The 24,321-nt window shown below is 64.6% G+C and carries 23 protein-coding genes; 18 read left to right on the top strand and 5 right to left on the bottom strand.

Annotated elements, in window-relative coordinates:
• From sdhA to NKJ84_RS26920, 4 genes are all read left to right on the top strand, one after another.
• The gene (gene sdhA / locus NKJ84_RS26935; RefSeq protein WP_352508951.1) at nucleotides 1-1,839 is read left to right on the top strand and encodes a succinate dehydrogenase flavoprotein subunit; all 1,839 of its coding nucleotides are present in this window, start codon (nucleotides 1-3) and stop codon (nucleotides 1,837-1,839) included.
• Nucleotides 1,840-1,841: 2 nt separating this feature from the next.
• Entirely contained in the window at nucleotides 1,842-2,279 is a 438-nt protein-coding gene (locus NKJ84_RS26930) for a DUF3052 family protein (RefSeq protein WP_352508972.1), read from the top strand.
• Complete coding sequence (locus tag NKJ84_RS26925; RefSeq protein WP_352508950.1) at nucleotides 2,279-3,058, top strand: succinate dehydrogenase iron-sulfur subunit; 780 nt, start codon at nucleotides 2,279-2,281, stop codon at nucleotides 3,056-3,058. Before NKJ84_RS26930 ends, NKJ84_RS26925 begins: the two co-directional genes overlap by 1 nt.
• A gap of 243 nt (nucleotides 3,059-3,301) precedes the next feature.
• The gene (locus tag NKJ84_RS26920; RefSeq protein WP_352508949.1) at nucleotides 3,302-3,943 is read left to right on the top strand and encodes a YceH family protein; all 642 of its coding nucleotides are present in this window, start codon (nucleotides 3,302-3,304) and stop codon (nucleotides 3,941-3,943) included.
• 213 nt (nucleotides 3,944-4,156) lie between these two features.
• Here the strand turns inward: NKJ84_RS26920 and NKJ84_RS26915 are convergent, their stop codons facing one another.
• The gene (locus NKJ84_RS26915; RefSeq protein ID WP_352508948.1) at nucleotides 4,157-4,582 is read right to left on the bottom strand and encodes an OsmC family protein; all 426 of its coding nucleotides are present in this window, start codon (nucleotides 4,580-4,582) and stop codon (nucleotides 4,157-4,159) included.
• Nucleotides 4,583-4,803: 221 nt separating this feature from the next.
• Between NKJ84_RS26915 and NKJ84_RS26910 the strand changes: the two genes are divergently transcribed.
• The 3 genes from NKJ84_RS26910 (at nucleotide 4,804) to NKJ84_RS26900 (ending at nucleotide 6,052) form a co-directional block, all read left to right on the top strand.
• Nucleotides 4,804-5,022: a hypothetical protein gene (locus NKJ84_RS26910; protein ID WP_352508947.1), complete on the top strand. Its 219-nt coding sequence runs from the start codon at nucleotides 4,804-4,806 to the stop codon at nucleotides 5,020-5,022.
• 2 nt (nucleotides 5,023-5,024) lie between these two features.
• Nucleotides 5,025-5,381 (top strand): YciI family protein, encoded by a 357-nt coding sequence (locus tag NKJ84_RS26905; RefSeq protein ID WP_352508946.1) that lies wholly within the window; start codon nucleotides 5,025-5,027, stop codon nucleotides 5,379-5,381.
• A 143-nt stretch (nucleotides 5,382-5,524) separates the two neighbouring features.
• Nucleotides 5,525-6,052 carry a hypothetical protein gene (locus tag NKJ84_RS26900; RefSeq protein WP_352479975.1) on the top strand — a complete coding sequence of 176 codons (528 nt, stop codon included), beginning with the start codon at nucleotides 5,525-5,527 and terminating at the stop codon, nucleotides 6,050-6,052.
• A 34-nt stretch (nucleotides 6,053-6,086) separates the two neighbouring features.
• Here the strand turns inward: NKJ84_RS26900 and NKJ84_RS26895 are convergent, their stop codons facing one another.
• Nucleotides 6,087-7,331, bottom strand: coding sequence for a ubiquinone biosynthesis hydroxylase (locus NKJ84_RS26895; RefSeq protein WP_352508971.1), 1,245 nt, complete (start codon nucleotides 7,329-7,331; stop codon nucleotides 6,087-6,089).
• Between the two features lie 100 nt (nucleotides 7,332-7,431).
• Here NKJ84_RS26895 and tesB point away from each other — a divergent pair, with 100 nt between their 5' ends.
• The 6 genes from tesB (at nucleotide 7,432) to NKJ84_RS26865 (ending at nucleotide 15,044) form a co-directional block, all read left to right on the top strand.
• Complete coding sequence (tesB, locus tag NKJ84_RS26890; protein WP_352508945.1) at nucleotides 7,432-8,307, top strand: acyl-CoA thioesterase II; 876 nt, start codon at nucleotides 7,432-7,434, stop codon at nucleotides 8,305-8,307.
• A gap of 220 nt (nucleotides 8,308-8,527) precedes the next feature.
• Nucleotides 8,528-8,866, top strand: coding sequence for a P-II family nitrogen regulator (locus NKJ84_RS26885; protein ID WP_254817816.1), 339 nt, complete (start codon nucleotides 8,528-8,530; stop codon nucleotides 8,864-8,866).
• A gap of 49 nt (nucleotides 8,867-8,915) precedes the next feature.
• Nucleotides 8,916-10,238: an ammonium transporter gene (locus NKJ84_RS26880; protein ID WP_352508970.1), complete on the top strand. Its 1,323-nt coding sequence runs from the start codon at nucleotides 8,916-8,918 to the stop codon at nucleotides 10,236-10,238.
• A 378-nt stretch (nucleotides 10,239-10,616) separates the two neighbouring features.
• Complete coding sequence (locus NKJ84_RS26875; protein ID WP_352508944.1) at nucleotides 10,617-13,271, top strand: FtsK/SpoIIIE family DNA translocase; 2,655 nt, start codon at nucleotides 10,617-10,619, stop codon at nucleotides 13,269-13,271.
• A 133-nt stretch (nucleotides 13,272-13,404) separates the two neighbouring features.
• Nucleotides 13,405-14,088 carry an outer membrane lipoprotein carrier protein LolA gene (locus NKJ84_RS26870; RefSeq protein ID WP_254817814.1) on the top strand — a complete coding sequence of 228 codons (684 nt, stop codon included), beginning with the start codon at nucleotides 13,405-13,407 and terminating at the stop codon, nucleotides 14,086-14,088.
• A 134-nt stretch (nucleotides 14,089-14,222) separates the two neighbouring features.
• A complete protein-coding gene (locus NKJ84_RS26865; protein WP_352508943.1) occupies nucleotides 14,223-15,044 on the top strand; it encodes an exodeoxyribonuclease III in 822 nt (273 codons plus the stop codon).
• Nucleotides 15,045-15,048: 4 nt separating this feature from the next.
• Here the strand turns inward: NKJ84_RS26865 and NKJ84_RS26860 are convergent, their stop codons facing one another.
• The 3 genes from NKJ84_RS26860 to NKJ84_RS26850 are packed head-to-tail and all read right to left on the bottom strand — an operon-like array spanning nucleotide 15,049 to nucleotide 18,228.
• Nucleotides 15,049-15,900, bottom strand: coding sequence for a TIGR01459 family HAD-type hydrolase (locus NKJ84_RS26860; protein WP_352508942.1), 852 nt, complete (start codon nucleotides 15,898-15,900; stop codon nucleotides 15,049-15,051).
• A complete protein-coding gene (locus NKJ84_RS26855) occupies nucleotides 15,897-17,183 on the bottom strand; it encodes an FGGY-family carbohydrate kinase (protein ID WP_352508941.1) in 1,287 nt (428 codons plus the stop codon). Before NKJ84_RS26855 ends, NKJ84_RS26860 begins: the two co-directional genes overlap by 4 nt.
• 1 nt (nucleotide 17,184) lies before the next feature.
• Complete coding sequence (locus NKJ84_RS26850; RefSeq protein WP_352508940.1) at nucleotides 17,185-18,228, bottom strand: class II aldolase/adducin family protein; 1,044 nt, start codon at nucleotides 18,226-18,228, stop codon at nucleotides 17,185-17,187.
• A gap of 227 nt (nucleotides 18,229-18,455) precedes the next feature.
• Here NKJ84_RS26850 and NKJ84_RS26845 point away from each other — a divergent pair, with 227 nt between their 5' ends.
• The 5 genes from NKJ84_RS26845 to NKJ84_RS26825 all read left to right on the top strand — a co-directional run bounded on the left by NKJ84_RS26845 (nucleotide 18,456) and on the right by NKJ84_RS26825 (nucleotide 24,178).
• The gene (locus NKJ84_RS26845; protein WP_352508939.1) at nucleotides 18,456-19,238 is read left to right on the top strand and encodes a DeoR/GlpR family DNA-binding transcription regulator; all 783 of its coding nucleotides are present in this window, start codon (nucleotides 18,456-18,458) and stop codon (nucleotides 19,236-19,238) included.
• On the top strand, nucleotides 19,235-20,614 hold the full coding sequence (locus tag NKJ84_RS26840) for an FGGY-family carbohydrate kinase (RefSeq protein WP_352508938.1): 1,380 nt from the start codon (nucleotides 19,235-19,237) through the stop codon (nucleotides 20,612-20,614). The genes NKJ84_RS26845 and NKJ84_RS26840 overlap by 4 nt, the downstream gene beginning before the upstream one ends.
• The gene (locus NKJ84_RS26835; RefSeq protein WP_352508937.1) at nucleotides 20,611-22,155 is read left to right on the top strand and encodes a sugar ABC transporter ATP-binding protein; all 1,545 of its coding nucleotides are present in this window, start codon (nucleotides 20,611-20,613) and stop codon (nucleotides 22,153-22,155) included. The genes NKJ84_RS26840 and NKJ84_RS26835 overlap by 4 nt, the downstream gene beginning before the upstream one ends.
• A gap of 20 nt (nucleotides 22,156-22,175) precedes the next feature.
• On the top strand, nucleotides 22,176-23,153 hold the full coding sequence (locus NKJ84_RS26830; RefSeq protein WP_502904046.1) for an ABC transporter permease subunit: 978 nt from the start codon (nucleotides 22,176-22,178) through the stop codon (nucleotides 23,151-23,153).
• A gap of 86 nt (nucleotides 23,154-23,239) precedes the next feature.
• Entirely contained in the window at nucleotides 23,240-24,178 is a 939-nt protein-coding gene (locus NKJ84_RS26825; protein WP_254817805.1) for an ABC transporter substrate-binding protein, read from the top strand.
• Nucleotides 24,179-24,321 lie beyond the last annotated feature (143 nt).

Raw genomic sequence — 24,321 nt, 5'->3', positions numbered from 1 at the left:
TTGGCCAAGGACGCGAAGAACGCCAACACGGCTTCCGCCTATAGCTATGTCGACCACAAATTCGACGTCGTGGTCGTCGGTGCCGGCGGCGCCGGCCTGCGGGCCACGCTCGGCATGGCCGAGCAGGGCCTGCGCACCGCCTGCATCACCAAGGTGTTCCCGACGCGCTCGCATACGGTGGCGGCACAGGGCGGCATTGCCGCCTCGCTCGCCAATATGGGTCCCGACAACTGGCAGTGGCATCTCTTCGACACCGTCAAAGGCTCGGATTGGCTGGGCGACACCGACGCGCAGGAATACATGGTGCGCGAAGCGCCGGCGGCGGTCTACGAGCTCGAGCATTACGGCGTCCCCTTCAGCCGCACCGAGGACGGGAAAATCTACCAGCGGCCGTTCGGCGGCATGATGATGAATTTCGGCGGGGGGCCGCCGGTGCAGCGCACCTGCGCGGCCGCCGACCGCACCGGCCACGCCATGCTGCACACGCTCTACGGCCAGTCGCTGAAGCACAATGCGCAGTTCTTCATCGAGTATTTCGCGCTCGACCTGATCATGGAGCCGGACGGCACCTGCACCGGCGTCGTCGCCTGGAACCTCGACGACGGCACCATCCACCGCTTTTCGGCGAAAATGGTGGTGCTGGCGACCGGCGGCTATGGCCGCGCCTATTTCTCGGCCACCTCGGCGCATACCTGCACCGGCGATGGCGGCGGCATGGCCGCACGCGCAGGGCTGCCGCTGCAGGACATGGAGTTCGTGCAGTTCCACCCGACCGGCATCTACGGCGCCGGCTGCCTGATCACCGAGGGCGCGCGCGGCGAGGGCGGCTATCTCGTCAATTCCGAGGGCGAGCGCTTCATGGAACGCTACGCGCCGTCAGCCAAGGATCTGGCTTCGCGCGACGTGGTCTCGCGCTGTATGACGCTGGAGATCAGGGAGGGCCGCGGCGTCGGCCCGAAGAAGGATCACATCTTCCTGCATCTCGACCATCTCGACCCGGCCGTTCTGCACGAGAGGCTCCCGGGTATTTCGGAATCGGCAAAGATCTTTGCCGGCGTCGACCTGACCAAGGAGCCGATCCCGGTGCTGCCGACGGTCCATTACAATATGGGCGGCGTGCCGACCAATTACTGGGGCGAAGTGCTCAACCCTACTGCCTTGAACCCGGACCAGGTGTCGCCCGGGCTGATGGCGGTCGGCGAGGCCGGCTGCGCCTCGGTGCACGGCGCCAACCGGCTGGGCTCGAACTCGCTGATCGACCTGGTGGTGTTCGGCCGTGCGGCGGCGATCCGGGCCGGCCAGGTGATCGACCGGACATCGGCGATCCCTTCGCCCAACGAGGCCGCCGTCGAAAAGATCATGGACCGCTTCGACCGGCTGCGTCACGCCAACGGCTCGACGCCGACAGCGGTTTTGCGCGAAAAGATGCAGAAGGCGATGCAGGAGGACGCGGCGGTGTTCCGCACCCAGGAATCGCTGGAAAGCGGCTGCAGGCGCATTTCGCAGCTTTGGGGCGAGCTCAAGGACGTCAAGGTGTTCGACCGCTCGATGATCTGGAACTCCGACCTGGTCGAGACGCTGGAGCTGGAAAATCTGATGGCCAACGCCATCACCACCGTCTACGGCGCCGAGGCGCGCAAGGAAAGCCGCGGCGCGCACGCGCGGGAGGACTTTTCGGCCCGCGACGACGCCAACTGGCGCAAGCATACGCTGGCCCGGCTCAACGAGGCCGGCGAGGTGGCGCTCAGCTACCGGCCGGTGCACACCGAGACGCTGCTCAAGGAGGCAGACGGCGGCATCAATCCGGCCAAGATTGCGCCGAAGGCGAGAGTGTATTGAAGATGGCGCTGGCGACAGCTGGATATTCCGGCACGCCCCTTCCAGCCAAGCTCGGCCTGAAGGACGGGATGATTGCCGCCTTCGTCGCCTTGCCGGCCGAGCTTGACGACCTTGCCGAAGCCGTGGACTTTGCCGAGCTCGACCGGCTGGCCAACTGGTCGGCGATTTCGGGCGTTCATGAGAAATACGATGCCGTGCACGCTTTCACCCGGCAGCGTGTCGAGATCGAGGACCGTCTTGGCGACATCGAAGCGGCGATCAAGCGGGACGGCATGGTCTGGGTGTCATGGCCAAAGAAGGCATCGAAAGTGCCGACCGACGTCACCGAGGACATTATCCGCACAGAGGCGCTGAAGCTCGACCTCGTCGACGTCAAGGTCGCCGCCGTGAACGAGATCTGGTCCGGGCTGAAGCTCGTCATCCGAAAGGACCTGAGGTAATGGTCGAACTCACGCTTCCGAAAAACTCGAAGATAATGGCCGGAAAAACCTGGCCGAAGCCGGAGGGTGCGACCAATCTGCGCGAATACCGCATCTACCGCTGGTCGCCCGACGATGACGAGAACCCGCGCATGGATACGTATTTCGTCGACATGGACGATTGCGGGCCGATGGTGCTCGACGCGCTGCTCTGGATCAAGAACAAGATCGACCCGACGCTGACGCTGCGCCGCTCCTGCCGCGAAGGCATTTGCGGCTCCTGCGCCATGAACATCGACGGATCGAACACGCTGGCCTGCACCAAGGGCTGCGACGACATTTCCGGTGCGATCAAGGTCTATCCGCTGCCGCACATGCAAGTGGTCAAGGACCTGGTGCCCGACCTCACCAATTTCTACGCCCAACACGCCTCGATCGAGCCGTGGCTGAAGACGGTGTCGCCCGAGCCGGCCAAGGAATGGCTGCAAAGCCATGAGGACCGCGAAAAGCTCGACGGGCTCTACGAGTGCATATTGTGCGCCTGCTGCTCGACCTCCTGCCCGAGCTACTGGTGGAACGGCGATCGCTATCTCGGCCCGGCGACGCTGCTGCAGGCCTATCGCTGGCTGATCGATTCCAGGGACGAGGCGACGGGCGAGCGGCTCGACAATCTCGAAGACCCGTTCCGGCTCTATCGCTGCCACACGATCATGAACTGCGCCCAGACCTGCCCCAAGGGGCTCAACCCGGCCAAGGCGATCGCCGAGATCAAGAAGATGATGGTGGAGCGACGGGTATAGGGGGCGGGCGGGTTGCAGCCGAGATCGTCTCGTCCGTAGCGATCCTTCGCGCCCCCCTCTGTCCTGCCGGACATCTCCCCCGCAAGGGGGGAGATTGGCCGTCATCTTGGCTTTCGCTAATCTCCACCATTGCAAGAATGGACGCACAGCGTTGAAGCTGCCGATCTCCCCCCTTGCGGGGGAGATGTCCGGCAGGACGGAGGGGGGTGCTGTCCCTCCGGCCTCAGAAGGATAGCCGATCCAATGACCGACTCCGACCTTCCCATCCTCTCTCCCATCGAAGCGCGCGTCCTCGGCTGCCTGATCGAGAAGAAGGAGCTGACGCCGGACGTCTATCCGCTGACGCTCAATGCAGCACATGCGGCGGCCAACCAGAAAACGGCGCGCGAGCCGGTAATGTCGGTCGAGGTTGGCGAAGTCAGAAGGGCGCTTGGCCAGCTGGAGCAGAAGGGCCTCGTCAGGCAGGTCTTCGCGTCGCGCGTCGAGCGCTATGAGCATGTCGTGGCACAGCGCTTTTCCCTGACCTCGGCGCAGATCGCGCTGCTCGGCCTGTTGTTGCTGCGCGGCCCGCAGACGGCCTATGAATTGCTGGCGCGAAGCGAGCGCCTGGCGCGGTTGCCGTCGATCGAGGAGCTTCGCGGCAATCTCGATCTGCTGATCGGCCGAAGGCCGCCACTGGTGCAGCAGATCGATCGCGGCCCAGGCCAGCGCGAGGATCGCTATGTCCATCTGCTCAGCGGGCCGGTGCAGCTGTCGACTGCAGCAGCGCCCTTGCAATCGTCCTCGCCGGCCTCGGATCTGGAGACGCGCGTGCAGGTTCTCGAGGAGGAGGTCGCGACACTGCGCGCCCGCCTCGATGCGCTGACCGGCGAAGGCACTACATAGTCACTCGAACGTCGGCGATCCTTCGCGCCCCCCTCTGCCCTGCCGGGCATCTCCCCCTCAAGGGGGGAGATTGCGCTGTCATCTCCACTTTCGCCAATCACCAAGGTTGAAGGACGAGAGCCGTCGCCAAAACTGCCAATCTCCCCCCTTGAGGGGGAGATGCCCGGCAGGGCAGAGGGGGGCGCGAAGGATCGCCGACGTTCGTTTGGCGGCTCACCCGAGCCTGGCGTCGAGCGACACCTTGATGGCGCCGAGCGCCTTCGAGACCGGGCATCCGCCCTTGGCTTTTTCGGCTAGTTCCTGGAATTTGGCGGCATCGATGCCCGGTACCTTGCCAACCAGCGTGATCGCGCTGCCGGTGATGCCGGTGCCGGGGACCAGTGTCACCACGGCCTTGGCGTCGAGCTCGGTAGCCGGAGTGCCGTTCTCGGCAAGAAGATGCGAAAGTTGCATGGCAAAGCAGCCGGCATGGGCGGCGGCGATCAGCTCTTCCGGGTTGGTGCCGGATTTGCCGCTCTCGTCCTCGAAACGCATCTTGGCAGAATAGGGCGTGCCTTTCAGCGTCCCGCTCTGGGTATCGAGCGTGCCTTTGCCTTCCTTGAAACTGCCTTTCCAAACGGCGTTGGCGGTGCGGTCCATCAATTCCTCCTTGATTGTCGTGATTGAACCCGTAGTCGGCGTCCGGTCGACTATAGCGCGCTCCGGAGCGAAGGCCATCCACGCTTTCGTATCGGCGGCAGCGTGACACATCATGTCGAGCGAAAAAAATTCGAAAAAATACGCGTGCAAAAATGTCGACTTCCATCTGTCCCGGCCGTCCTGCGGGCGGCCATGGACTTGGTGGCCGGATGGAGGACCACATGAACAATCTGTTTTCTGCTCACTGGACAAGCACCGGCCACGGGGCCGGTGAACAACAAGCCGACTGGTCGCGCCTGCAGCCTTCCGGCTTCGGCCGACTGCTTGCGGCGATTGCCATCATCGGCATTGCGGTGTCCTTTCTCGACTATGCAGCGGCCAAAGGCCCAGCTGACGTGTCCGTCGCCTCGCCCTACGGTCCAACCCAGGAATGGAGGTAAAGATGAGATACGTTTGCCTGGTCTACGGTGAAGAAAAAGATCTCTACGCAATGACGCCTGCGAGGCTGGCCAAGCTCGACGCCGATTCGCTGGCCTATGACAGGTCGGTGGCGCAAAGCGGCCGCCTGATCATCGCGCAGGCGCTGCAATCGGTGAAGACATCGAAGACCGTGCGCCGGCGCCAGGGCAAGCGGCTGGTCACTGACGGCCCCTTCGCCGAGACCAAGGAGCAGCTGCTCGGTTTCGTCATGATCGAGGCCGGGGATCTCGACGAGGCGCTGGAGATCGCCGGCGGCATTCCGCTAGCCGAAATCGGCACGATCGAGGTGCGGGCGATCTACAAGGTGCCGGGGTCGTAGGGATGTCCCGATAAGATCCTTGGCAAAGTGATGGCGGCCGATGACTGGCGCAGGCTTTCGTTTTCTTCGATCGATGCAACTTTTGCGTGTTGAAGCGAAGCAATACTTCTCCTATCGTCGCCCGAGATTGGGGATCTTGAGGTATGCATATATTGATTGCTGCAATCGGCCTGCTGGGGGCAGCGGCGTTCTGGTGGTACCGGCTGAAGATCATGAACGACGCGGCGCGTGAGGTTGCCGACGTCGTTGGCCGCGTCCAAGGCAATATCCGCCGCAAGAAGCTGCGCAAGCAGGCGGCGCTCTCGCCGCTGACGGCGATCGACGATCCGGTCGTCGCCGCCGCGACGCTGATCACCGCGATTGTTTCCGAGCATGGTCCTGTGCTGCCGCAACGCGAAGCCGCCATTCGATCGGTGATCTCGGAGATCGCCGACAAAAAGCAGACCGATGAAGCCGTGATCTACGCCAAATGGGCGGCATCGCAAATCGACGACGCCACGGTCGTCATCGACAAGCTGGCACCGTTCCTGCGCGAACGGCTCGACGCAGCTGAAAGGAACGATCTGCTGCGAATGGTCAGCCGTGCGGCGGAAGCTGGTGGACAAAACCTGCCGATTCCCGACCAGCGCATGCTCCGGCTCCGCCAGAAGCTAGGCTTTGAGGTCAACTGACCGAACGCTAGTAAAACGCGCGCGCTTGCCGGCCCTAGATCGCCTCGCCCTTCAACAGTTTCGGCGTGTCGCCGGACAGACCCGACGCCTGGCGGATGAAGAACCCCTTCAGCCGCGGCATGCGCTCGACAAGGCCGAGGCCGATGTCGCGCAAAGTGCGCAGCGGGCCGAAATCGTTGGAAAACAGCCGGTTCAGCACATCGGTGGTGATGCCCATCTGCACCGTGTCGAAACGCCGCCATTGCTGGTAGCGCTCAAGCACGTCCAGCGCGCCGATGTCCTGGCCGAGCCGGTCGGCCTCAACCACCACTTCGGCCAGCGCCGCCACGTCTTTGAAGCCGAGATTCAGACCCTGGCCGGCGATCGGGTGGATGCCGTGGGCGGCGTCGCCGGCCAAGGCGATGCGCGGCGCGACGAAGGCGCGCGCAATGATCAGCCCAAGCGGCCAGGCACGCGGCTTGTCGGCGATATGGATTTCGCCGAGTTTCAGGCCAAAGCGCTGCTCGAGCTCATATTCCAGGACCAGGGTGTCGCCACTGACCAGCTTGTCGGCATCCTGCGACCGTTCGACCCAGACGATCGACGAGCGGTTGGTGCCGTCCTTGCCCGGCTTGAGCGGCAGCGTGGCAAACGGGCCTGCGGGAAGGAAATGCTCTTCGGCGCGGCCGTTGTGCGGCCGCTCATGCGCCACCGTGCAGACGATGCCGGACTGGCCATACTCCCATTTCACCGTCTTGATGCCGGCCATGTCGCGCAGCTTCGAATTGACGCCGTCGGCGGCAACCAGCAGCCGCGCCTTCAGCGTCGCGCCGTCGGCAAGATGCACGGTTATGCCGGCGCCGTTGATGTCGAAGGCGCTGACGGCGACGCCTTCGATGATGCCGATGCCGAGTTGTTCGGCGCGCCGGCGCAAGGCGCCGTTCAAATCCTTGTTGGCGACCATATGCGCGAAGGGTTCGCCGGGCGCGACCTCGCCATCGAAAGTGAGGAACACCGGGCGGACCGGATCGGATGTGCGCGAATCAGTGACGATCATTTCGGTGATCGCCTGCGCCTCCGGCGCGATCTCGTTCCAGACGCCGAGCTGGTCGAGCATGCGGCACGCGGCGGCGGCAATCGCCGAGGCGCGGCCGTCCTTCCCCCAGACCCCGGCGGGTGCTGCATCGACGACGGCTACGGCAAGGCTCGGCCGCGCCTGCTTCAGCGATACGGCGGCGGCCAGGCCGACATAGCCGGCGCCGGCGACAAGAACGTCGAGCGAATTCTTGCTGTCCACCATGGCAATTCCTTTCGCAGCCTGACCGTCGCCGGGCATTCCGCCCTTGACTGCCCGCTGTTCCTGTCGGAAACCGCCATGGTAATTTTGCGGCGAGGTCAAGATGACGGCAGCCATGGACGAGCTTCTCGGCATTCTCGACCTCGAGCAGCTGGAACACAACCTGTATCGTGGTCGCAGCCCCAAGCTCGACTGGCAGCGCATCTTCGGCGGCCAGACCATCGCCCAGGCGCTGGTCGCCGCACAGCGAACGGTTGAGCCCGAGCGCTATGTGCACTCACTGCATGGCTATTTCATGCGGCCGGGCGACACCAAGGTGCCGATCATCTACGAGGTCGACCGTATCCGTGACGGCGGCTCCTTCACCACGCGCCGCGTCGTCGCTATCCAGCACGGCCAGGCGATCTTTTCGCTGGAAGCCTCGTTCCAGCAGGATGAGGTCGGCCTGGAACATCAGGTGCCGATGCCGCAGGACGTGCCGGCGCCCGACACGTTGCTGTCGCAACGCGAGTTGCTGGGCAAGTTCGGCGAAGCGGTGCCCGAGGGCATCAAGCGCTATTGGGAGCGCGACCGGCCGATCGAGATGAAGCCGGTGATGCTGAAGCATTATACCAGCCGGGAAAAGCTCGAGCCGAAGCAGAATATCTGGATCCGCACCACCGGTCCGGTGCCGGCCGATCGCGCCACGCGGGCGGCCGTGCTCGCATACCTCTCCGACATGACTCTGCTCGACACCTCGACCTTTGCCCATGGCCGCGCCATTTTCGATCGTGATATCCAGGCGGCGAGCCTCGACCACGCCATGTGGTTCCATCGTAGCCATCCACTCGACGACTGGATGCTGTACACGCAAGACAGCCCGTCGACACAAGGATCGCGAGGCTTTACCCGCGGCTCGCTGTTTGCCCGCGACGGCACGTTGATCGCCTCGGTTGCCCAAGAAGGACTCATCCGGCTAAGGCGACCGCCTGCGGAGTAGGCATTTTTCGAAATTTGCCTATTTTTTAATCATATGCGCTGCCGCGACTGTGAACAGGCAGCCGGCAAACCTTCCCGATTTCGTTGTTTAACAACAGCTTAATACCCTGCTTCGGCAATTGGCACGGAGCTTGAATCCTAGCGGGCACTCTCCGGCTCTCATGGGGATCGGCGAAGTCGTGCAAAACGCGGGGACCCGCAACAGCAAAGGGTGAAACCTTATGAAGATCGTGATGGCAATCATAAAGCCGTTCAAGCTCGACGAGGTGCGCGAGGCGCTCACCGCGGTCGGCATCCAGGGCCTGACCGTCACCGAAGTAAAAGGCTACGGACGCCAGAAGGGGCACACGGAAATCTATCGCGGGGCGGAATACGCGGTCAGCTTCCTGCCGAAGATCAAGATCGAAGTCGCGGTCGCCGTCGACATGGTCGACAGGGCGGTCGAAGCCATCACCGCCGCGGCCAAGACCGGCCAGATCGGCGACGGCAAGATCTTCGTTTTCGGCATCGACCAGGCGGTGCGCATTCGCACCGGCGAAACAGACACCGACGCGCTTTGAGCCGCCGATACGTATTCCAATGGAGAGTTCAATGAATATTCCTTCCACCTTGAAGATAACGGGACGCGCGGCCGTTTTGGGCTCGCTCGCTCTCGCTGCACTGGGCACGGTTGCTGCGTTCGCGCAGGAAGCGGCACCGGCAGCACCAGCTGCCCCAGCGCCCGCGCTCGACACCGGCAACACCGCCTGGATGCTGACCTCGACGGCGCTGGTGCTGATGATGACCATACCGGGCCTGGCGCTGTTTTATGGCGGCATGGTGCGCAAGAAGAACGTGCTCGCCACCATCATGCAGAGCTTTGCCATCACCTGCCTGGTGACGGTGCTGTGGTTCATGTTCGGCTACTCGCTGGCCTTCTCGGATGGCGGCGGCATGAATGCCTATCTCGGCGGCTTCTCGAAGTTCTTCCACAACGGCATCACCACCTCGTCGCTGTGGCTGCCGGGCGTGGCGAACATCCCTGAGTTCGTCTTCTCGATGTTCCAGATGACCTTCGCCATCATCACGCCGGCGCTGATTGCCGGCGCCTTCGCCGAACGCATGAAGTTCTCGGCGCTGCTCATCTTCATGGGGGCGTGGCTGCTGGTGGTCTATGCCCCGATCGCGCACTGGGTGTGGGGCGGCGGCTTCCTCGGCACAGCCGGCGTTCTCGATTTCGCCGGCGGCACGGTCGTTCACATCAATGCCGGTGTTGCCGGCCTGGTCTGCGCGCTGGTTCTCGGCAAGCGTGAAGGCTACGGCACCGCCAACATGGCGCCGCACAACCTCGTCTACTCCGTAATCGGTGCTTCGCTGCTGTGGGTCGGCTGGTTCGGCTTCAACGCCGGTTCGGAACTGGCCGCCGACGGCCTTGCCGGTGCCGCGATGCTGAACACCCAGGTTGCCGCTGCCGCCGCGGCGCTTGCCTGGATGTTCGCCGAATGGATCGTCGCCAAGAAGCCGAGCGTTCTCGGCATCATCTCGGGCGCCGTTGCTGGCCTGGTCGCGGTGACGCCGGCTTCCGGCTTCGTCAATCCGACCGGCGCCTTCATCGTCGGCATCGTCGCCGGCGTGCTGTGCTACGTCTCAGCCGTCAAGCTCAAGCACGCGTTCGGCTATGACGACTCGCTCGATGCATTCGGCGTGCACGGCATCGGCGGCATCATCGGCGCATTGCTGACCGGCGTGCTCGCCGATCCGGCGATCAACAGCCTCGGCTCGGGCGCCTCCGTCGGCAAGCAGCTCTACGGTATCGTCTTCACCATCCTGTGGACGGCGATCGCGAGTTTCGTGATCCTCTACATCGTCAAGGCGCTGGTCGGCCTGCGTCCTTCCACCCAGGAAGAGGTCGAAGGCCTCGACATCAGCCAGCACGGCGAAGTGGTGGCGTAAAGGCATTGGCCGGCATCGGCGTTTTGCCGGTGCCGGGAAGATCCCGTCGTGACGCTCCCGAAAGGACTCACGCCTTGAGGCCCGGAAACCTTCCGGGCCTCTTTTTTGCGCGCGGATGGCCGTGATGGCTCGATCGCGGTCGCTTGATCAAGGGTGCTCGATCCGCCGGCGGCGTGAAACATCGGCCGCGGCGGCTCCGAACTGTGGTGGCGGTCGTCATGTTCGAATGGGACGTCAGGCATGACATCTTGCGCCCGTCCCTGAGACGCAGATTGCCCATGGTTAATGCGCCCTTAACCTTCCCGCCGCTAGTCTGACAGCCGAATCTGCCGTGTTGCGCGTCCGCGCCCGGCCGGGCAACGACAGACGAGGAAGAGCATGCGTTCAGGGGTTTCAGCACCGCTTGCGCTGGCCGATACGGGGCACGGCATCCGGGCGTTCGCAAGGCGCCAGGTCGGGCGGCTGGTCGGTGCCGGGCTGTTTGCTCTGGTTGGCTTCGGCGTCGCCGCCCTTGCCACCTGGAACGTCGCCGATCCGAGCTTTTCGCACGCCACCGATAATATCGTCACCAATGCAATGGGTTATGCGGGCGCCGTCTTTTCCGACATCGCCATGCAGTTCTTCGGGCTTGCCGCCGTTGCGGCGTTGGTGCCGGCGGTGATCTGGGGATTTCTGCTGTTTACCGCGCGCGGCGTCGACAGGCTGCCGAAACGGGCGCTCGCCTGGTTCGGGTTTTCGCTGCTTGGCGCGGCAATCGCCGGCTGCGTGGTGCCGCCCAAGACCTGGCCGCTGCCGACCGGCCTCGGCGGCGTATTCGGCGATATGGTGCTCAATATCCCAGGCCTCATCATCGGCGGCTATCCGACCGGCCTCGTCGCCAGCGTGCTCGCCGTGCTCCTGGCAGCGCCGGCGCTGTGGGTATTCTTGTATGGCTCGGCGCTGATTTCGCGCAAGAACGGCTTTGCCGTCCTCGAACAGCCTGCCGTGCCCGATCCGCAGGACGACCTGCTTTTCGACAATGACGAGGACGAGGGCGACGAAGGCATATTGGCACTTGGCGCCATCACCCACTGGTGGCTGTCGCTGCGGGCCTATCTGCGCCGCCGCGCCGCGCGCCGGCGCGAGCGCGACGATTTCGAACCGGAGATGGAACCGCGCCCCAGCGCCTGGCGACGGGCGGCCGAACGGGTCGAATCGGCCGAGTTCGCCGAGGCGCGGATGAGCCCGGGCGGGCGCGCCCGCGTCGAGCCGGAATTCTTCGCCGCCATGGTCAACGACCGCAGTGCCTCGATCGACCCCGACGATGCCGACGTCTTCGATAACGACGACAATGACGACATGGATTTCGCGCCCGAGCCGGCCGGCCAGCGCCGCGCCGCGCCGACGGCAAAGGTGCAGAACTTCCGCTCCGACGCGGCGACGCGCGTCGAGGCGCCGGCGCCGCGGCCGGCACCAGGCGCCCGCGTCCAGCGCGAGGCGCAGGCGTCGCTGATCGGCTCGGAGAAATTCGAGATGCCGTCGCTGCATTTCCTGTCGGAACCGAAGAACGTGGTGCGCGACGCAAGCCTGTCCAAGGACGCGCTGGAGCAGAACGCCCGCCTGCTCGAGGGCGTGCTGGAGGATTTCGGCGTCAAGGGCGAAATCATCCATGTGCGTCCGGGTCCGGTCGTCACGCTCTACGAGCTGGAACCCGCGCCGGGCATCAAATCGTCGCGGGTCATCGGCCTGTCCGACGACATCGCCCGCTCGATGAGCGCCATCGCCTGCCGTGTCGCCGTGGTGCCGGGCCGCAATGCCATCGGCATCGAATTGCCGAACGCCAGGCGCGAGACCGTCTATCTGCGCGAGATCATGGCCAGCCGCGATTTCGAGACCACCAAGGCCAAGCTGGCGCTGGCGCTGGGCAAGACCATCAATGGCGAGGCGGTGATCGTCGACATCGCCAAAATGCCGCACGTGCTGGTCGCCGGCACCACCGGCTCGGGCAAGTCCGTCGCCATCAACACCATGATCCTGTCGCTGCTCTATCGGCTGACGCCGCAGGACTGCCGGCTGATCATGATCGATCCAAAGATGCTGGAACTCTCGGTCTATGACGGCATTCCGCATCTTCTGACGCCGGTGGTCACCGATCCGAAGAAGGCGGTGGTGGCGCTGAAATGGACCGTGCGCGAGATGGAGGACCGCTACCGCAAGATGTCGAAGGTGGGCGTGCGCAACATCGACGGTTTCAACGCGCGCGTGCAGCAGGCCGAGAAAAAGGGCGAAAGGATCTCCCGCACCGTGCAGACCGGCTTCGACCGCCAGACCGGCGAAGCGATCTACGAGACGGAGAACCTCGACCTCGAGCCGATGCCCTACATCGTCGTCATCATCGACGAGATGGCCGATTTGATGATGGTCGCCGGCAAGGACATCGAAGGCGCGGTGCAGCGCCTGGCGCAGATGGCGCGCGCCGCCGGCATCCATGTCATTATGGCAACGCAGCGGCCGTCGGTCGACGTCATCACCGGCACCATCAAGGCGAATTTCCCGACCCGCATCTCCTTCCAGGTGACATCGAAGATCGACAGCCGCACCATCCTGGGCGAGCAGGGCGCCGAACAGCTGCTCGGCATGGGCGACATGCTCTACATGGCCGGCGGCGGCCGCATCCAGCGCGTGCACGGTCCCTTCGTCTCCGACGACGAGGTGGAGAAGATCGTCGCGCATCTGAAGCTGCAGGGCGTGCCGGAATATCTCGACGCTATCACCGAGGACGACGACAAGGATGACGACGAGCCGACGGGCAAAGGCAGTGGCGGCGGCGACGGCGGCAATTTCGAGGATTCCGACGATCCCTACGACCAGGCGGTTGCGGTGGTGCTGCGCGACGGCAAGGCCTCGACCAGCTACATCCAGCGCCGGCTCGGCATCGGCTACAACCGCGCCGCCTCGATCATTGAGAAGATGGAGAAGGAAGGCATTGTCGGCCCGGCCAACCATGCCGGAAAACGCGAAATCCTGGTGCCGACGGAGGACGACAAGTTCTAGAGCGCATCCGCGCCGGCAACTTTGAACCTTTTGGCGCGTTGCAACGATGAGCGCCGTGCGGCCCGCCAAACTTAAGCCCAACTGGGGGGCCAGACCAATATAACGAGCAAGCAATCAGATGATGGTGACCGGCATGAAAAACGCAACTCTCGCCCCAAAAAGGGATTTTGCCCCAACCCGCCGGCAGGTGCTCGGCCTCGGTCTGGTCCTGGCCGGTGCGGCGGCCGCCAATGTCGTGCCCGGCTTCCAGCTGCTGGCGTCGGCGCAAGCAGCGGTTCCGGCGACGGCGCAGAAGATCGCCGATCATTTCTCCTCGGTCAAATCGATGAGCGGCGAGTTCGTGCAGTTCGGGCCCAAGGGCGAGCAGACCGGCGGCAAGTTCTTTCTGGAACGGCCGGGCAAGATCCGCTTCAATTATGACGGCGCCTCGAATTTCAGGGTGATTTCCGACGGCAAGTCGGTGGTCATCCTCAACAAGAAACTGCGGACCTCCGACCTCTATCCGCTGTCGAAGACGCCGCTGAAGCTGCTGCTCGACGACAAGATCGATCTGTCGGGCGGGCGCGTCAGAAGCGTCAAGGAAGAAAACGATCTCACCACCATCCAGCTTGCCGACAAATCGGTGTTCGGCAATTCGAAGATCACCATGATGTTCGATCCGAAATCCTATGAATTGCGGCAGTGGACCATCACCGATGCGCAGGGCAAGGACACAACGGTGATGATCTTCAACACCAAGGAGGGCGTCAGCTTCGCCCCCGACACCTTCGCCATCGATTATACGGCGAACCGCGAGCTGAACACCAAGACGCGGTAACTTTCTACTGCTGCGGGATGGCTTTTCCGCGTTGGTGCGGGCGGCTTGTTTTTGCGGTGCGCGGCTGGCAGTAGTTTCCGCGATTGACTTCCGTCGGAGCCATCCGGCGGATCTTGCGTTGTCCGGAACCCCACATGCCGTTTTCCGTCGCTACCTGGAACATCAACTCCGTTCGACTGCGCATGCCAATCGTCGAGCGCCTGCTGGTCGAGCAGGCGCCGGACGTGCTCTGCCTGCAGGAAACCAAGGTTCCGGACGAATTGTTTCCGGAGAAGGCGTTCCGCAAGCTCGGCTACGAGCACATCGCCTTCCATGGCCAGAAGGGCTATCACGGCGTTGCGACCATCGCGCGCCGTCCGATCGAGGTGGTCGAAAAGCGCCGCTTCTGCGAGATCGACGACAGCCGGCATCTGTCGGTCACCGTCAAGGCCGGCGGCAAAACGATCCTGCTGCACAATTTCTACGTTCCGGCCGGCGGCGATGAGCCCGACCCGGCCGTCAACCGAAAGTTCAAACACAAGCTCGATTTCGTTGCCGAGATGAACGCCGTGCGGGCCGAGCATGACGAGCACTCCGGCTCGATCCTGGTCGGCGACCTCAACATCGCGCCGCTCGAGCACGATGTCTGGTCGCACAAGCAGCTCCTCAATGTCGTCAGCCATACGCCGGTCGAGACGGAAAATTTCGAGGCGATGCGGCTCTCCGGCGACTGGGTCGACCTGATGCGGCTCAATGTGCCCTATGAGGAGAAACTCTACACCTGGTGGAGCTATCGCGCCCAGGATTGGCAGGCCTCAAATCGTGGCCGCCGCCTCGACCATATCTGGTCGTCGCCAAACCTGGTGCCGCATTTTGCCGGCTATGAAATCCTGCGGCTGGCACGCGGCTGGGAACGGCCCTCGGACCACGTGCCGGTGATCGGGCGTTTCAACCTCGATAGCTTTGTCTCGCCTTAACAACTCAACGAAACCTGAAGCTATCCGCGATGTAGTCGGGACGGGCGTTGAGCGCGGCGAAAACGTCGTCCAGATCAGGCGCCCCCGCCAATATGCCCGACAGGACCAGCGTCGTCGCGACGCCGACGCCGTTGCCGCCGGCGATGTCGTGCTCGACGCTGTCGCCGACGCAGACCACGCTGTCGCGCTCCGGGTGACCCGCCAGTGCCAGCGCTGCCTCGAATATCTGCGGATTGGGCTTGCCGATGCGCGCCACGCTGCCGCCGAGGCTCTCATAGAGATCGGCGAGCCGGCCGGCGCCGAAGCGAGGACCGACGGCAGTCAGCATGATCTTGTCGGGATTGGTGCAGAAGCATGGCACCCGGCGCGCCGCCGCCGGACCAAGAAGCCGGCGATAATGGTCGAGGTCGTAGCGATCGCCCTCGCTGGCGGAAATCAGCACCAGTTCTGCATCGTCGCCGTCCTTGGCCAGGACGAAGGGCAGGCCGTCGACAGCCGAACGGTCATTGTCGCGGCGGATCAGCAGGCATTTTGTCTGCGGGCGCAGGGCTCCGGATGCCGCCATTTGATGGAAGGAGCGCCACGCCACCTCGCCGGAGGAGACAAAGTGATCCCAGCTTCCCGGTTCGAAGCCGAGCTTCAGCAGGCGGCGCTCATTGGGTTGCGCCCGCTTGCCGGAATTCGAGATCAGCACGATGGTCTTGCCGGTGTGCTTGAGTGCCGACAAGGCCTCGACAGCGCCTGGATAGGCGCTGGTGCCGTCGTGCAGCACACCAAATTGGTCGAGCAGGAATACCTGATAGCGCTCGGCCAGCGCGGCGATGCCGTCGAGGTGTTGAATTGCCTTGGCCGTCATAAAAGCCCCGCTGCGCTAGCGCCCATCAGCGCCAGCCGCGCCGTGCCGGCGGCGGCCTCCTCCGAAAGAGCCGGCACGAGAGCGACGCCAAGCTTGCGCTGCCGGATTGCCGTCCAGGCCGGATTGGCCGCTCCGCCGCCGACGCTCCTGACCGATGTCAGCCGGGGTGCGCCGAGTTCGGCAAGCCGGCGATAGCCGAGCGCTTCGATCGCCGCAATACCCTCAAGCATCGCTTTCAAATAATCGGCGTCGTCGGCGGGCCGCGGCTCGAGGCGCGGCGGCAAGGCCGGATCGGCTATGGGGAAGCGTTCGCCCGGCGCCGGCAGCGGGTAATAGTCGAGACCGGTCTCGGTCGCCGGGTCGATTTTTTTGCTGAGTTCGACAATGCGGGCGACGGGGAAATGCTGGGCCAGAACCTTGCCGCCGGAGTTCGAGGCGCCGCCCGCCAGATAGGTGTCACCCAGCCGATGGCTGTAGATGCCGAATTGCGGCGCCGAGATCGGCCGGTCGGAGAGAATCTTGATGATCAGCGATGAGCCGAGCGCAGTGACGCCGTCGCCCGCCGCCGTCGCACCGGTTGCCAGGAACGACGCACAGCCATCGGTGGTGCCGGCGACCACGACCACATCACGCGGCAGGCCGAACATTTTCGCGGCGCTGGCGGTGAGCGTGCCCGTGACATCGCCCGGCCGCACGACGCCAGGCAGCAATTCCATGCGCATTCCGGTGGCCGCGATCCAGTCGGGCCAGCGGCGGGTTTCGACATCGTAGCCGGTTTTCAATGCGTTGTTTTCGTCGCTGCCATCGAAGCGGCCGGAGAACTGTCCGGCGATCCAGTCGGCCTGGTGCAGCACAGCGGCGACGCCGGGCAGGTGCTGGAAAGACAGCGCCTTGGCGAGACCGGACGTCGCCCCGAGTGCAGCGCTCGTTGCCGGTGCCGCGCCGGCTATTGCTGTCAGGATAGTGTCGTCAGCGACCTTGTCGTTGTACATCAGCGGTTCGGCCAGCGGCCGCCCGGCGCCGTCGACCGGCAGCAGCGTGCCCGACGTACCGTCGACGGCGATCGAGCGCACTGCCGCGCGATCGATACATTTGAGCAGTTCCGCCAACGTCGCGCCGACCGCCCCCCACCATATGGCGGGGTCGCGGCCGTTCGGCCCAAATCGCTCGAGGGTAATAGCGGAATGCGCGGCAATGGAAAAATCCGGACGCATGGCGACGGCGCGCGCGCCGGATGTGCCGATGTCGATGCCGATGGCAAGCGGACCAGACGAACGCGGCATGTCAGCTGCCTCCGGCATTGAGTTTCTGGCGATATTTTTCGGCGTCCCAGTTGATCAGCTCGTTATTCTCCGCCGCTGTCAGATAATTCAGCTTCGCCGCGACATCGATCCGCGCTGTCACGTCGGAAAGGCAGCGCTGCATGGCGTCGGCACCGGCGCCGGCGTCGCCGCGCATCAACACGCCGAGTCCAGGAAACAGGATCGCCACGGGTGCGGCGCCGCAGCGCTCGATGACGCGCTTCACACCCTCGTCCGGTCTCGCCACGACCGAGCCTTCGCCGAGAAAGATGACGTGGTCGGGGTAGAGGCTGCCACCCGAAGCCATGCGGCAGCTTTCGGGGTCGATCGCCACCGCATGCGCCTCAACGTCCGCCGGCAATCTGTAGTCGCTGTCGCCGGCGCGCGCCGTCAATGCCGCGATGTCCGGTTCCGCCACCTGGCGCGGCGGCCGCGCCAACAGTCGTGTCACGCGCCGCAGCAGCATGTCGGCCGCCGCGACGGTCTCGGCTGCAACGACCAGGCCGTGATTGCCGAGGATAAGGATATCCACGCCTGGCCGAAGGCGCTCGGCGATACCCTGCGCGAGCGGCAGTCCCGGCCGGCGATAGGGAACATACGCCCATTGATGGCCGTCGAGCCGCCTTGCGGCCTCGGCCTCGCAGTCGGCCTGCACGGCCAGCGAAATGGTCTCGACGCAGTGAACATGCAGAACGATGCGCTGCGGCATCAGCGCATGCACGGTGGTCTCGATCGACGGGCGCAAGCCGCGCGCGTTGAGGGCGCCGACAGTGAAGGCCTGCGGCTGTTCGGCGGCCGGGTCGCGCCGTTCGATGGCGTCGAGCAATGGCGGGATGCCGACCGGCACCATGATGTCCGCGATGAGCGCGTCCTTCAGCCAGGTGCCGGAGGCCTTGATCCAGAGCGTGTCGCCGGCTTTCAGCGAGGTGTTGCCGCCGGCGGCCTGGGTCAGATGCGGGTCGCTGCCGATGGCGGCCGAAAGCGACCGCAGCGCTGCCAGTTCCTGCGCATCCGCACTGATCGTCATCGAAATTCCTCCACAAACCGGCCGCGTGGCCACGGCTTTGGACGTCCCGGTGCCGGGACGAAGACCGACGCTGGTATCGCAGATGCGAGTAAGTTACGTCAACAGTGATGTTATCGCGTCAGATCAGGCTTGCAATCCGAGGCGCGTTGAGTAAGTTGCACCAATTGCCGTGCAAAATGGCAATGCGTGCAAAATGCTTGGGAGGCAAGCGCATTGGGAGGTAAGGGTTGAGCGACTCCGGCCGCCAGCGCCAGATCGTCGAGCTTTTGCGGGACCGGCCTTTCGCATCGGTGCGCGAGCTGCAGGAGCGGCTTGGCGTGTCGGCGGCGACGGTGCGGCGCGACATCGACAAGATCGACGAGGCCGGCGAAGCGCGCAAGGTCTATGGCGGCATCTCGGCGCTCGATGGCGCTTCGCAAGCCGGCGTCGCCTATGCCAGGCCCTATGACGAGAACCGCGACCTCGCCGTCGAGGCCAAGCGGCAGATCGCCGCTCTCGCCGCCACCATGGTGCGCGACGGCGACGCGGTCATCGTGCATGGCGGTTCGACCTGCTTCCATCTCGGCGTCAAGTTCGCCGACCGCAATATCCGGCTTTACACCAACTCGATGCCGCTCGCGGCCTATCTCAGCGATCACGGCCATTGCAGTCTGACCGTTGCCGGCGGCGACCTTTACCGCGAGCCGGGCATCATCCATTCGCTGACGCAGACGGTGCCGTTCTACGCCTCGAAGTTTTTTCTCGGCGCGCAAGGCATCGGCCAGGAAGGCCTTCTGGAATCGCACCCGCTGCTGGTCCGCTCGATCGTCGAGCTCAGCCTCTGCGCCGACCAGATCGTCGTGCTGGCCGACAGCCGAAAACTGTCGATCCACGCGCGCAATGTGGCACTGCCGCTGTCGCGGATCGGCACGCTGGTCACCGATGACGGCCTGTCCGAGACAGATGCCCGCATGCTCGAAGATGCCGGCGTCACGGTGAGGATCGCCGCTTCCTCGGGAGGCGCCCAGTGAACATCGCGGTCCTCGATTTCGGCAAGACCAATTCGAAGCTGTTCGTCTTCGGCCAGAACGGACAGATCCTAGACGAGCGCCGCACCCAGCCGAGCTGGATCCGCAAAGGCGGCTTCAGCGTGCTCGACGAGCCAGCGCTGCACGACTGGGCGGCCCGCGCCATCGATGATGCAGTCGACACGCATGGCGTGGAAGGGCTGATGGTATCCGGCCATGGCTGCACCTTCGCGTTGGTCGACGAAGCCGCGCTGACGCATCCGATCCTCGATTACGAGCAGGAACCGCCAGCTGAAATCGCCGCGCAGATCGACCGCCGCATTCCAGATTTTGCCGAGACCTTTTCGCCGCGCCTGCCGCTTGGCTTCAACTACGGCCGCCACATGTTGTGGCTGAAGGAGGTGGAGCCCGGTGCCTTCGCCACAGCGAAATCGATCCTCGGCTACCCCCAATATTGGAGCTGGCGGTTTGGCGGCCGGCCGGTGTCGGAGGTCTCCTATCTAGGCTGCCATTCGCATCTATGGGCGCCGCGCAAACGCGATTTCAGCTCGCTGGTCGATGCCGAGGGCTGGCGCGGCCAGATGCCCGCCTTCGAGCGTGCCGGCGCGGTGATCGGCGAGCAGCGCTTCAGCCGGGCCGCCAAGCCGGTCGCCGTCCACAACGGCGTCCATGACAGCAATGCTGCGCTCCATGCCTACCGCCGACAGCAGCTCGGGCCGGTGACCGTGGTCTCGACCGGCACCTGGGTGGTCGTGCTCAATCCGGACTGTCCGCTCGATGCACTCGATGGCGAGCGCGACATGCTGGTCAATGTCGATGTCGACGGCGGCCCGGTGCCGACCATCCGCTTCATGGGCGGCCGCGAATTCGCCACGATCAGCGCCGGCTGGCAGGGCGCAATTGCTCCGTCATCGGTACAACGGGTGATCGACGCCAGCATCATGGCGCTGCCGAGCTTCGCACCCGGCGGCCCGATGCCGCACCGCCGAGGCGAACTGGTCGGGCGTACGCCCAATGCCGAGGAACGCGCGGCCGTGGCGCTGCTCTACGTCGCGCTGATGCTTGATCTGTGCCTCGAGCTGATCCATTCGGACAATACGGTGATCGTCGATGGCGGCCTGAACAATGGCGGGCTGCTTGCCGCGCTGCTGGCGCAATTGCGGCCCGGGCAGGCCTTCCTGCAGGGCGCAACGCTGGAGGGCAGCGCCACCGGTGCTGCCGCACTTGCCTTTGAAAGCGTCGGACGCGAGTTTGCCACCGAGGCGCCGGAGGCGGTGCACGCGGCAAGCTTCAGCGGCCTTGCCGGCTACCGCAACGACTGGCGCGGCCTTGCCGCCGACCGGGGCGTGGCCAGGGCAGCCTCGGGAGGTGCACGATGAGCGCCGCCGCCCGGATCGAGACGGTGCGCCGGCCGTTGCTGGAGATGCGCCACATCTCGAAGACGTTCGGGGCGATCCGCGCCTTGCATGATGTGTCGCTGACCATTCACGCCGGCGAGCTGCACGCGTTGATGGGCGAGAACGGTGCCGGCAAGTCGACGCTGATGAAGGTGCTGTCCGGCGCCTACCGCCCGGACCCCGGCGGCGAAATCCTGATCGACGGCGTACCGGCCGCCACCGGCGACCCGATCAAGGCGCGCGCCGCCGGCATTGCGGTAATCTATCAGGAGCTGTCGCTGGCGCCCAATCTGTCGGTGGCGCAGAACATCTTCCTCGGCAACGAGCCAAGACGGTTCGGCATCGTCGACCGCGAGCAGTGCAACCGGCGCGCCAGCGAGATCATCGCGCGGCTCGGCGTGGCCTTTTCGGCGCGCACCCCGGTCACCAGCCTGTCGCTCGGCGAGCGCCAGCTGGTGGAAATCGCCCGGGCGCTGTCGACCAATGCGCGCATCATCGTCATGGACGAGCCAACCACGTCGCTGACCTCGCGTGAGACCGACCGGCTGTTCGAGGTGATCGCGACGCTGAAGTCGCAAGGCATCGCCATCATCTACATCAGCCACCGCATGGAAGAGGTCTACCAGCTCGCCGACCGCGTCAGCGTGCTGCGCGACAGCGGCTATGTCGGCACGCTCGACCGCGCCGACCTGAACGCCTCGCGCCTGGTATCGATGATGGTCGGGCGCGATCTGTCGACCTTCTACAAGAAGGATCATCGCCCGCCGGACAGCAAGCGCGCCGTCGCGCTGTCGGTGCGCGGCATGTCGGACGGCAATCTCATAAAGAATTGTTCCTTCGACCTCCACAAAGGCGAGGTGCTGGCACTGGCCGGCCTGGTCGGCTCGGGCCGGACCGAACTGGCACGGCTGATCTTCGGCGCCGACAGGCACATCTCGGGCACGCTGGAGCTCGGCGGCAAACCGATATCCATCGGTTCGCCGAGCGAGGCGCTCGATGCCGGCATCGCCTACCTGACCGAGGACCGCAAGCAACTTGGCCTGTTTCTCGACATGTCGATCTCCGACAACATCAGCATGGGCGTGCTGGCAAAGGACGCGAAGGCCGGCGGTCTCCGCGACTTCGCGGCTGCCGAAAAGCGCGCCGCCAAGGCGGTGTCAGACCTCTCCATCCGCACCAGCTCGGTGCAGGCCAATGCCGGCTCGCTGTCGGGCGGCAACCAGCAGAAGGTGCTGCTCGGCCGCCTGCTGGAAACCGAGCCGCAGGTCGTCATCCTCGACGAGCCGACCCGCGGCGTCGATGTCGGGGCGAAGTCGGAAATCTACCGGCTGATCGACAACCTGGCCAAGAAAGGCATCGCCATCGTGATGATCTCCAGCGAACTGCCGGAGGTGATCGGCATCGCCGACCGCGTGCTGGTGATGCGCGACGGCACCATTGCCGGCGAGGTGACGGCCTCGGAAGGCGAGCCGCTGCGGCAGGAAGCGATCATTGAACTTGCAACGGGAGCGGCTCAGCGATGACCGACAAGGTGGCCGACACGATGAAAGCGGACGACCGGGCGATCGGCAGAAGTACGAGGTGGCGCACCGCCATCGCCGCACTCGGCATGCTGCCGATCCTGATTCTGCTGGCGGTCGGCTTCCAGTTCATCAACCCGCGCTTTTTCACCCAAACCAATCTGCTGATCGTCATGCAGCAATCGTCGATCAACATCGTGCTGGCAGCCGGCATGACCTTCGTCATCCTGACCGGCGGCATCGACCTGTCCGTCGGCTCGATCCTTGCCGCCTCGGCGATGGTGGCGGTGATGGTGTCGCTGGTGCCCGATTGGGGACTGCTGGGCGTGCCGGCGGCCATTCTCGTCGGGCTCGGCTTCGGCATCATCAACGGGCTGCTGATCGCCTATATCAAGCTGCCGCCTTTCATCGTCACGCTGGGGTCGCTGACCGCCGTGCGCGGCGTCGCCCGCCTGCTTGGCCAGGACACTACGGTGTTCAACGCGGACCTGCCGTTCGACTTCATCGGCAACGGTTCGCTGTTCGGCATTCCGTGGCTGGTAATCATCGCGCTGGCGGTGGTGGTGCTGTCCTGGCTGGTGCTCAAGCGCACCGTGCTCGGCACCTGGATCTACGCCGTCGGTGGTAACGCCGAGGCCGCCAGGCTGACCGGCATCAAAGTGCCGCTGGTGCTGCTCTTCGTCTATGGCGTTTCCGGCCTTCTGGCCGGGCTTGGCGGCGCTATGTCGGCGGCCCGGCTCTATGCCGCCAACGGGCTGCAGCTCGGCCAGTCCTACGAACTCGACGCCATTGCCGCGGTCATCCTCGGCGGCACCAGTTTCGTCGGCGGCGTCGGCTCGATCTGGGGCACGCTGATCGGCGGCCTGATCATCGCCGTGCTGTCCAACGGGCTCATCCTCGCCGGCGTTTCGGACATCTGGCAGTACATCATCAAGGGATTGGTCATCATCGTGGCGGTCGCCCTCGACCGTTACCGGCTCCAGGCAGGAGCAAGAACGTGATGGCCCTTAGTCGCCGGCATCCAACGAGCCGGTTTCATGTGTAACGCACCGTGAGAGGCGCGGGGCATCAGGAGGAAAATAAAACAATGAAGACCATCGCTAAACTGCTCTGCGGCGTAGCCTTTGCGGCCGCCGTCATCGCGCCGGCATCGGCCAAGGACCTGAACAAGGTCGGCATCTCGGTCGGCCTGCTCGGCAATCCGTTCTTCGTCGCCACCATCAAGGGCATCGAGGACGCGGCCAAGAAGATCAATCCGAATGTGCAGGTGACCTCGGTATCGGCCGACTACGACCTCAACAAGCAGGTTTCGCAGGTCGATTCCTTCATCGCCGCCGGCGTCGACGTCATCATGCTCAACGCCGTCGATGCCAAAGCGATCGCGCCGGCGGTCAAGAAGGCACAGGCGGCAGGCATCGTTGTTGCCGCCTTCGACGTTTCGGCGCCGGGCGCCGACGTCACCGTGATGACCAACAACGTCAAGGCCGGCGAAGAGGCGTGCCAGTATCTGGTCGATCATACCGGCGGCAAGGGCGACTACGTCATCCTCAACGGCCCGGCCTCGTCATCGATCCTAGAGCGGGTCAAGGGCTGCAAGGACGTGCTGGCAAAACACCCCGACATCAAGATCCTTTCCGACGACCAGAACGCCGAAGGCTCGCGGGACGGCGGCCTGAAAGTGTTCCAGTCGCTGCTGACCCGTTTCGACAAGATCGACGCGGTCTTCGCCATCAACGATCCGACCGCGATCGGCGCCCAGCTTGCGGCCAAGCAGCTCAACCGCTCGGAGTTCATCTTCACCGCGGTCGACGGCGCGCCCGATATCGAGAAGGAACTCGCTTCCGGCACGTCGATGATCAAAGCCTCGGCCTCGCAGGATCCCTATGTGATGGCCGGCCAGTCGCTGACGATGGCGGCTGACCTGCTTGCCGGCAAGAAGCCGGCCGAGCCGACGGTACTGCTCGACCCGAAGCTGATCACGGCCGACAATTTGAAGGATTACAAGGGCTGGACCGCAGCTCGCTAAGCCTCCCAAGCCTGGTGGGGGGGGGGGGGGGCGGGCCCCCCCGGGGTGGGGGGTTTTGTTTGGATAAAAAGACAATTAGAGTTGGGGGGGGGGGGCGGTGAGAAGCGCGGCGAAAACAAGAAGTCCGCGCGCAGCAGAGCGTT

It is taken from the genome of Mesorhizobium sp. M0048, assembly GCF_040323405.1.
Taxonomy (GTDB): domain Bacteria; phylum Pseudomonadota; class Alphaproteobacteria; order Rhizobiales; family Rhizobiaceae; genus Mesorhizobium.
Note: the sequence above shows the minus strand (reverse complement) of the source record. Positions and strands in the feature narration are given on the sequence as shown.

Bases quoted from the DNA above. Each gene is read 5' to 3' on its own strand.
- NKJ84_RS26835 (WP_352508937.1), top strand. From the start codon at position 20,611: ATGAGCGCCGCCGCCCGGATCGAGACGGTGCGCCGGCCGTTGCTGGAG.
- NKJ84_RS26895 (WP_352508971.1), bottom strand. From the start codon at position 7,331: ATGGTGGACAGCAAGAATTCGCTCGACGTTCTTGTCGCCGGCGCCGGC.
- NKJ84_RS26930 (WP_352508972.1), top strand. From the start codon at position 1,842: ATGGCGCTGGCGACAGCTGGATATTCCGGCACGCCCCTTCCAGCCAAG.
- NKJ84_RS26825 (WP_254817805.1), top strand. From the start codon at position 23,240: ATGAAGACCATCGCTAAACTGCTCTGCGGCGTAGCCTTTGCGGCCGCC.
- NKJ84_RS26865 (WP_352508943.1), top strand. From the start codon at position 14,223: ATGCCGTTTTCCGTCGCTACCTGGAACATCAACTCCGTTCGACTGCGC.
- NKJ84_RS26855 (WP_352508941.1), bottom strand. From the start codon at position 17,183: ATGCCGCGTTCGTCTGGTCCGCTTGCCATCGGCATCGACATCGGCACA.
- NKJ84_RS26905 (WP_352508946.1), top strand. From the start codon at position 5,025: ATGAGATACGTTTGCCTGGTCTACGGTGAAGAAAAAGATCTCTACGCA.
- NKJ84_RS26875 (WP_352508944.1), top strand. From the start codon at position 10,617: ATGCGTTCAGGGGTTTCAGCACCGCTTGCGCTGGCCGATACGGGGCAC.
- NKJ84_RS26830 (WP_502904046.1), top strand. From the start codon at position 22,176: ATGAAAGCGGACGACCGGGCGATCGGCAGAAGTACGAGGTGGCGCACC.
- NKJ84_RS26860 (WP_352508942.1), bottom strand. From the start codon at position 15,900: ATGACGGCCAAGGCAATTCAACACCTCGACGGCATCGCCGCGCTGGCC.
- NKJ84_RS26915 (WP_352508948.1), bottom strand. From the start codon at position 4,582: ATGGACCGCACCGCCAACGCCGTTTGGAAAGGCAGTTTCAAGGAAGGC.
- NKJ84_RS26870 (WP_254817814.1), top strand. From the start codon at position 13,405: ATGAAAAACGCAACTCTCGCCCCAAAAAGGGATTTTGCCCCAACCCGC.
- NKJ84_RS26885 (WP_254817816.1), top strand. From the start codon at position 8,528: ATGAAGATCGTGATGGCAATCATAAAGCCGTTCAAGCTCGACGAGGTG.
- NKJ84_RS26900 (WP_352479975.1), top strand. From the start codon at position 5,525: ATGCATATATTGATTGCTGCAATCGGCCTGCTGGGGGCAGCGGCGTTC.
- NKJ84_RS26910 (WP_352508947.1), top strand. From the start codon at position 4,804: ATGAACAATCTGTTTTCTGCTCACTGGACAAGCACCGGCCACGGGGCC.
- NKJ84_RS26850 (WP_352508940.1), bottom strand. From the start codon at position 18,228: ATGACGATCAGTGCGGATGCGCAGGAACTGGCAGCGCTGCGGTCGCTT.
- NKJ84_RS26925 (WP_352508950.1), top strand. From the start codon at position 2,279: ATGGTCGAACTCACGCTTCCGAAAAACTCGAAGATAATGGCCGGAAAA.
- NKJ84_RS26920 (WP_352508949.1), top strand. From the start codon at position 3,302: ATGACCGACTCCGACCTTCCCATCCTCTCTCCCATCGAAGCGCGCGTC.
- tesB (WP_352508945.1), top strand. From the start codon at position 7,432: ATGACGGCAGCCATGGACGAGCTTCTCGGCATTCTCGACCTCGAGCAG.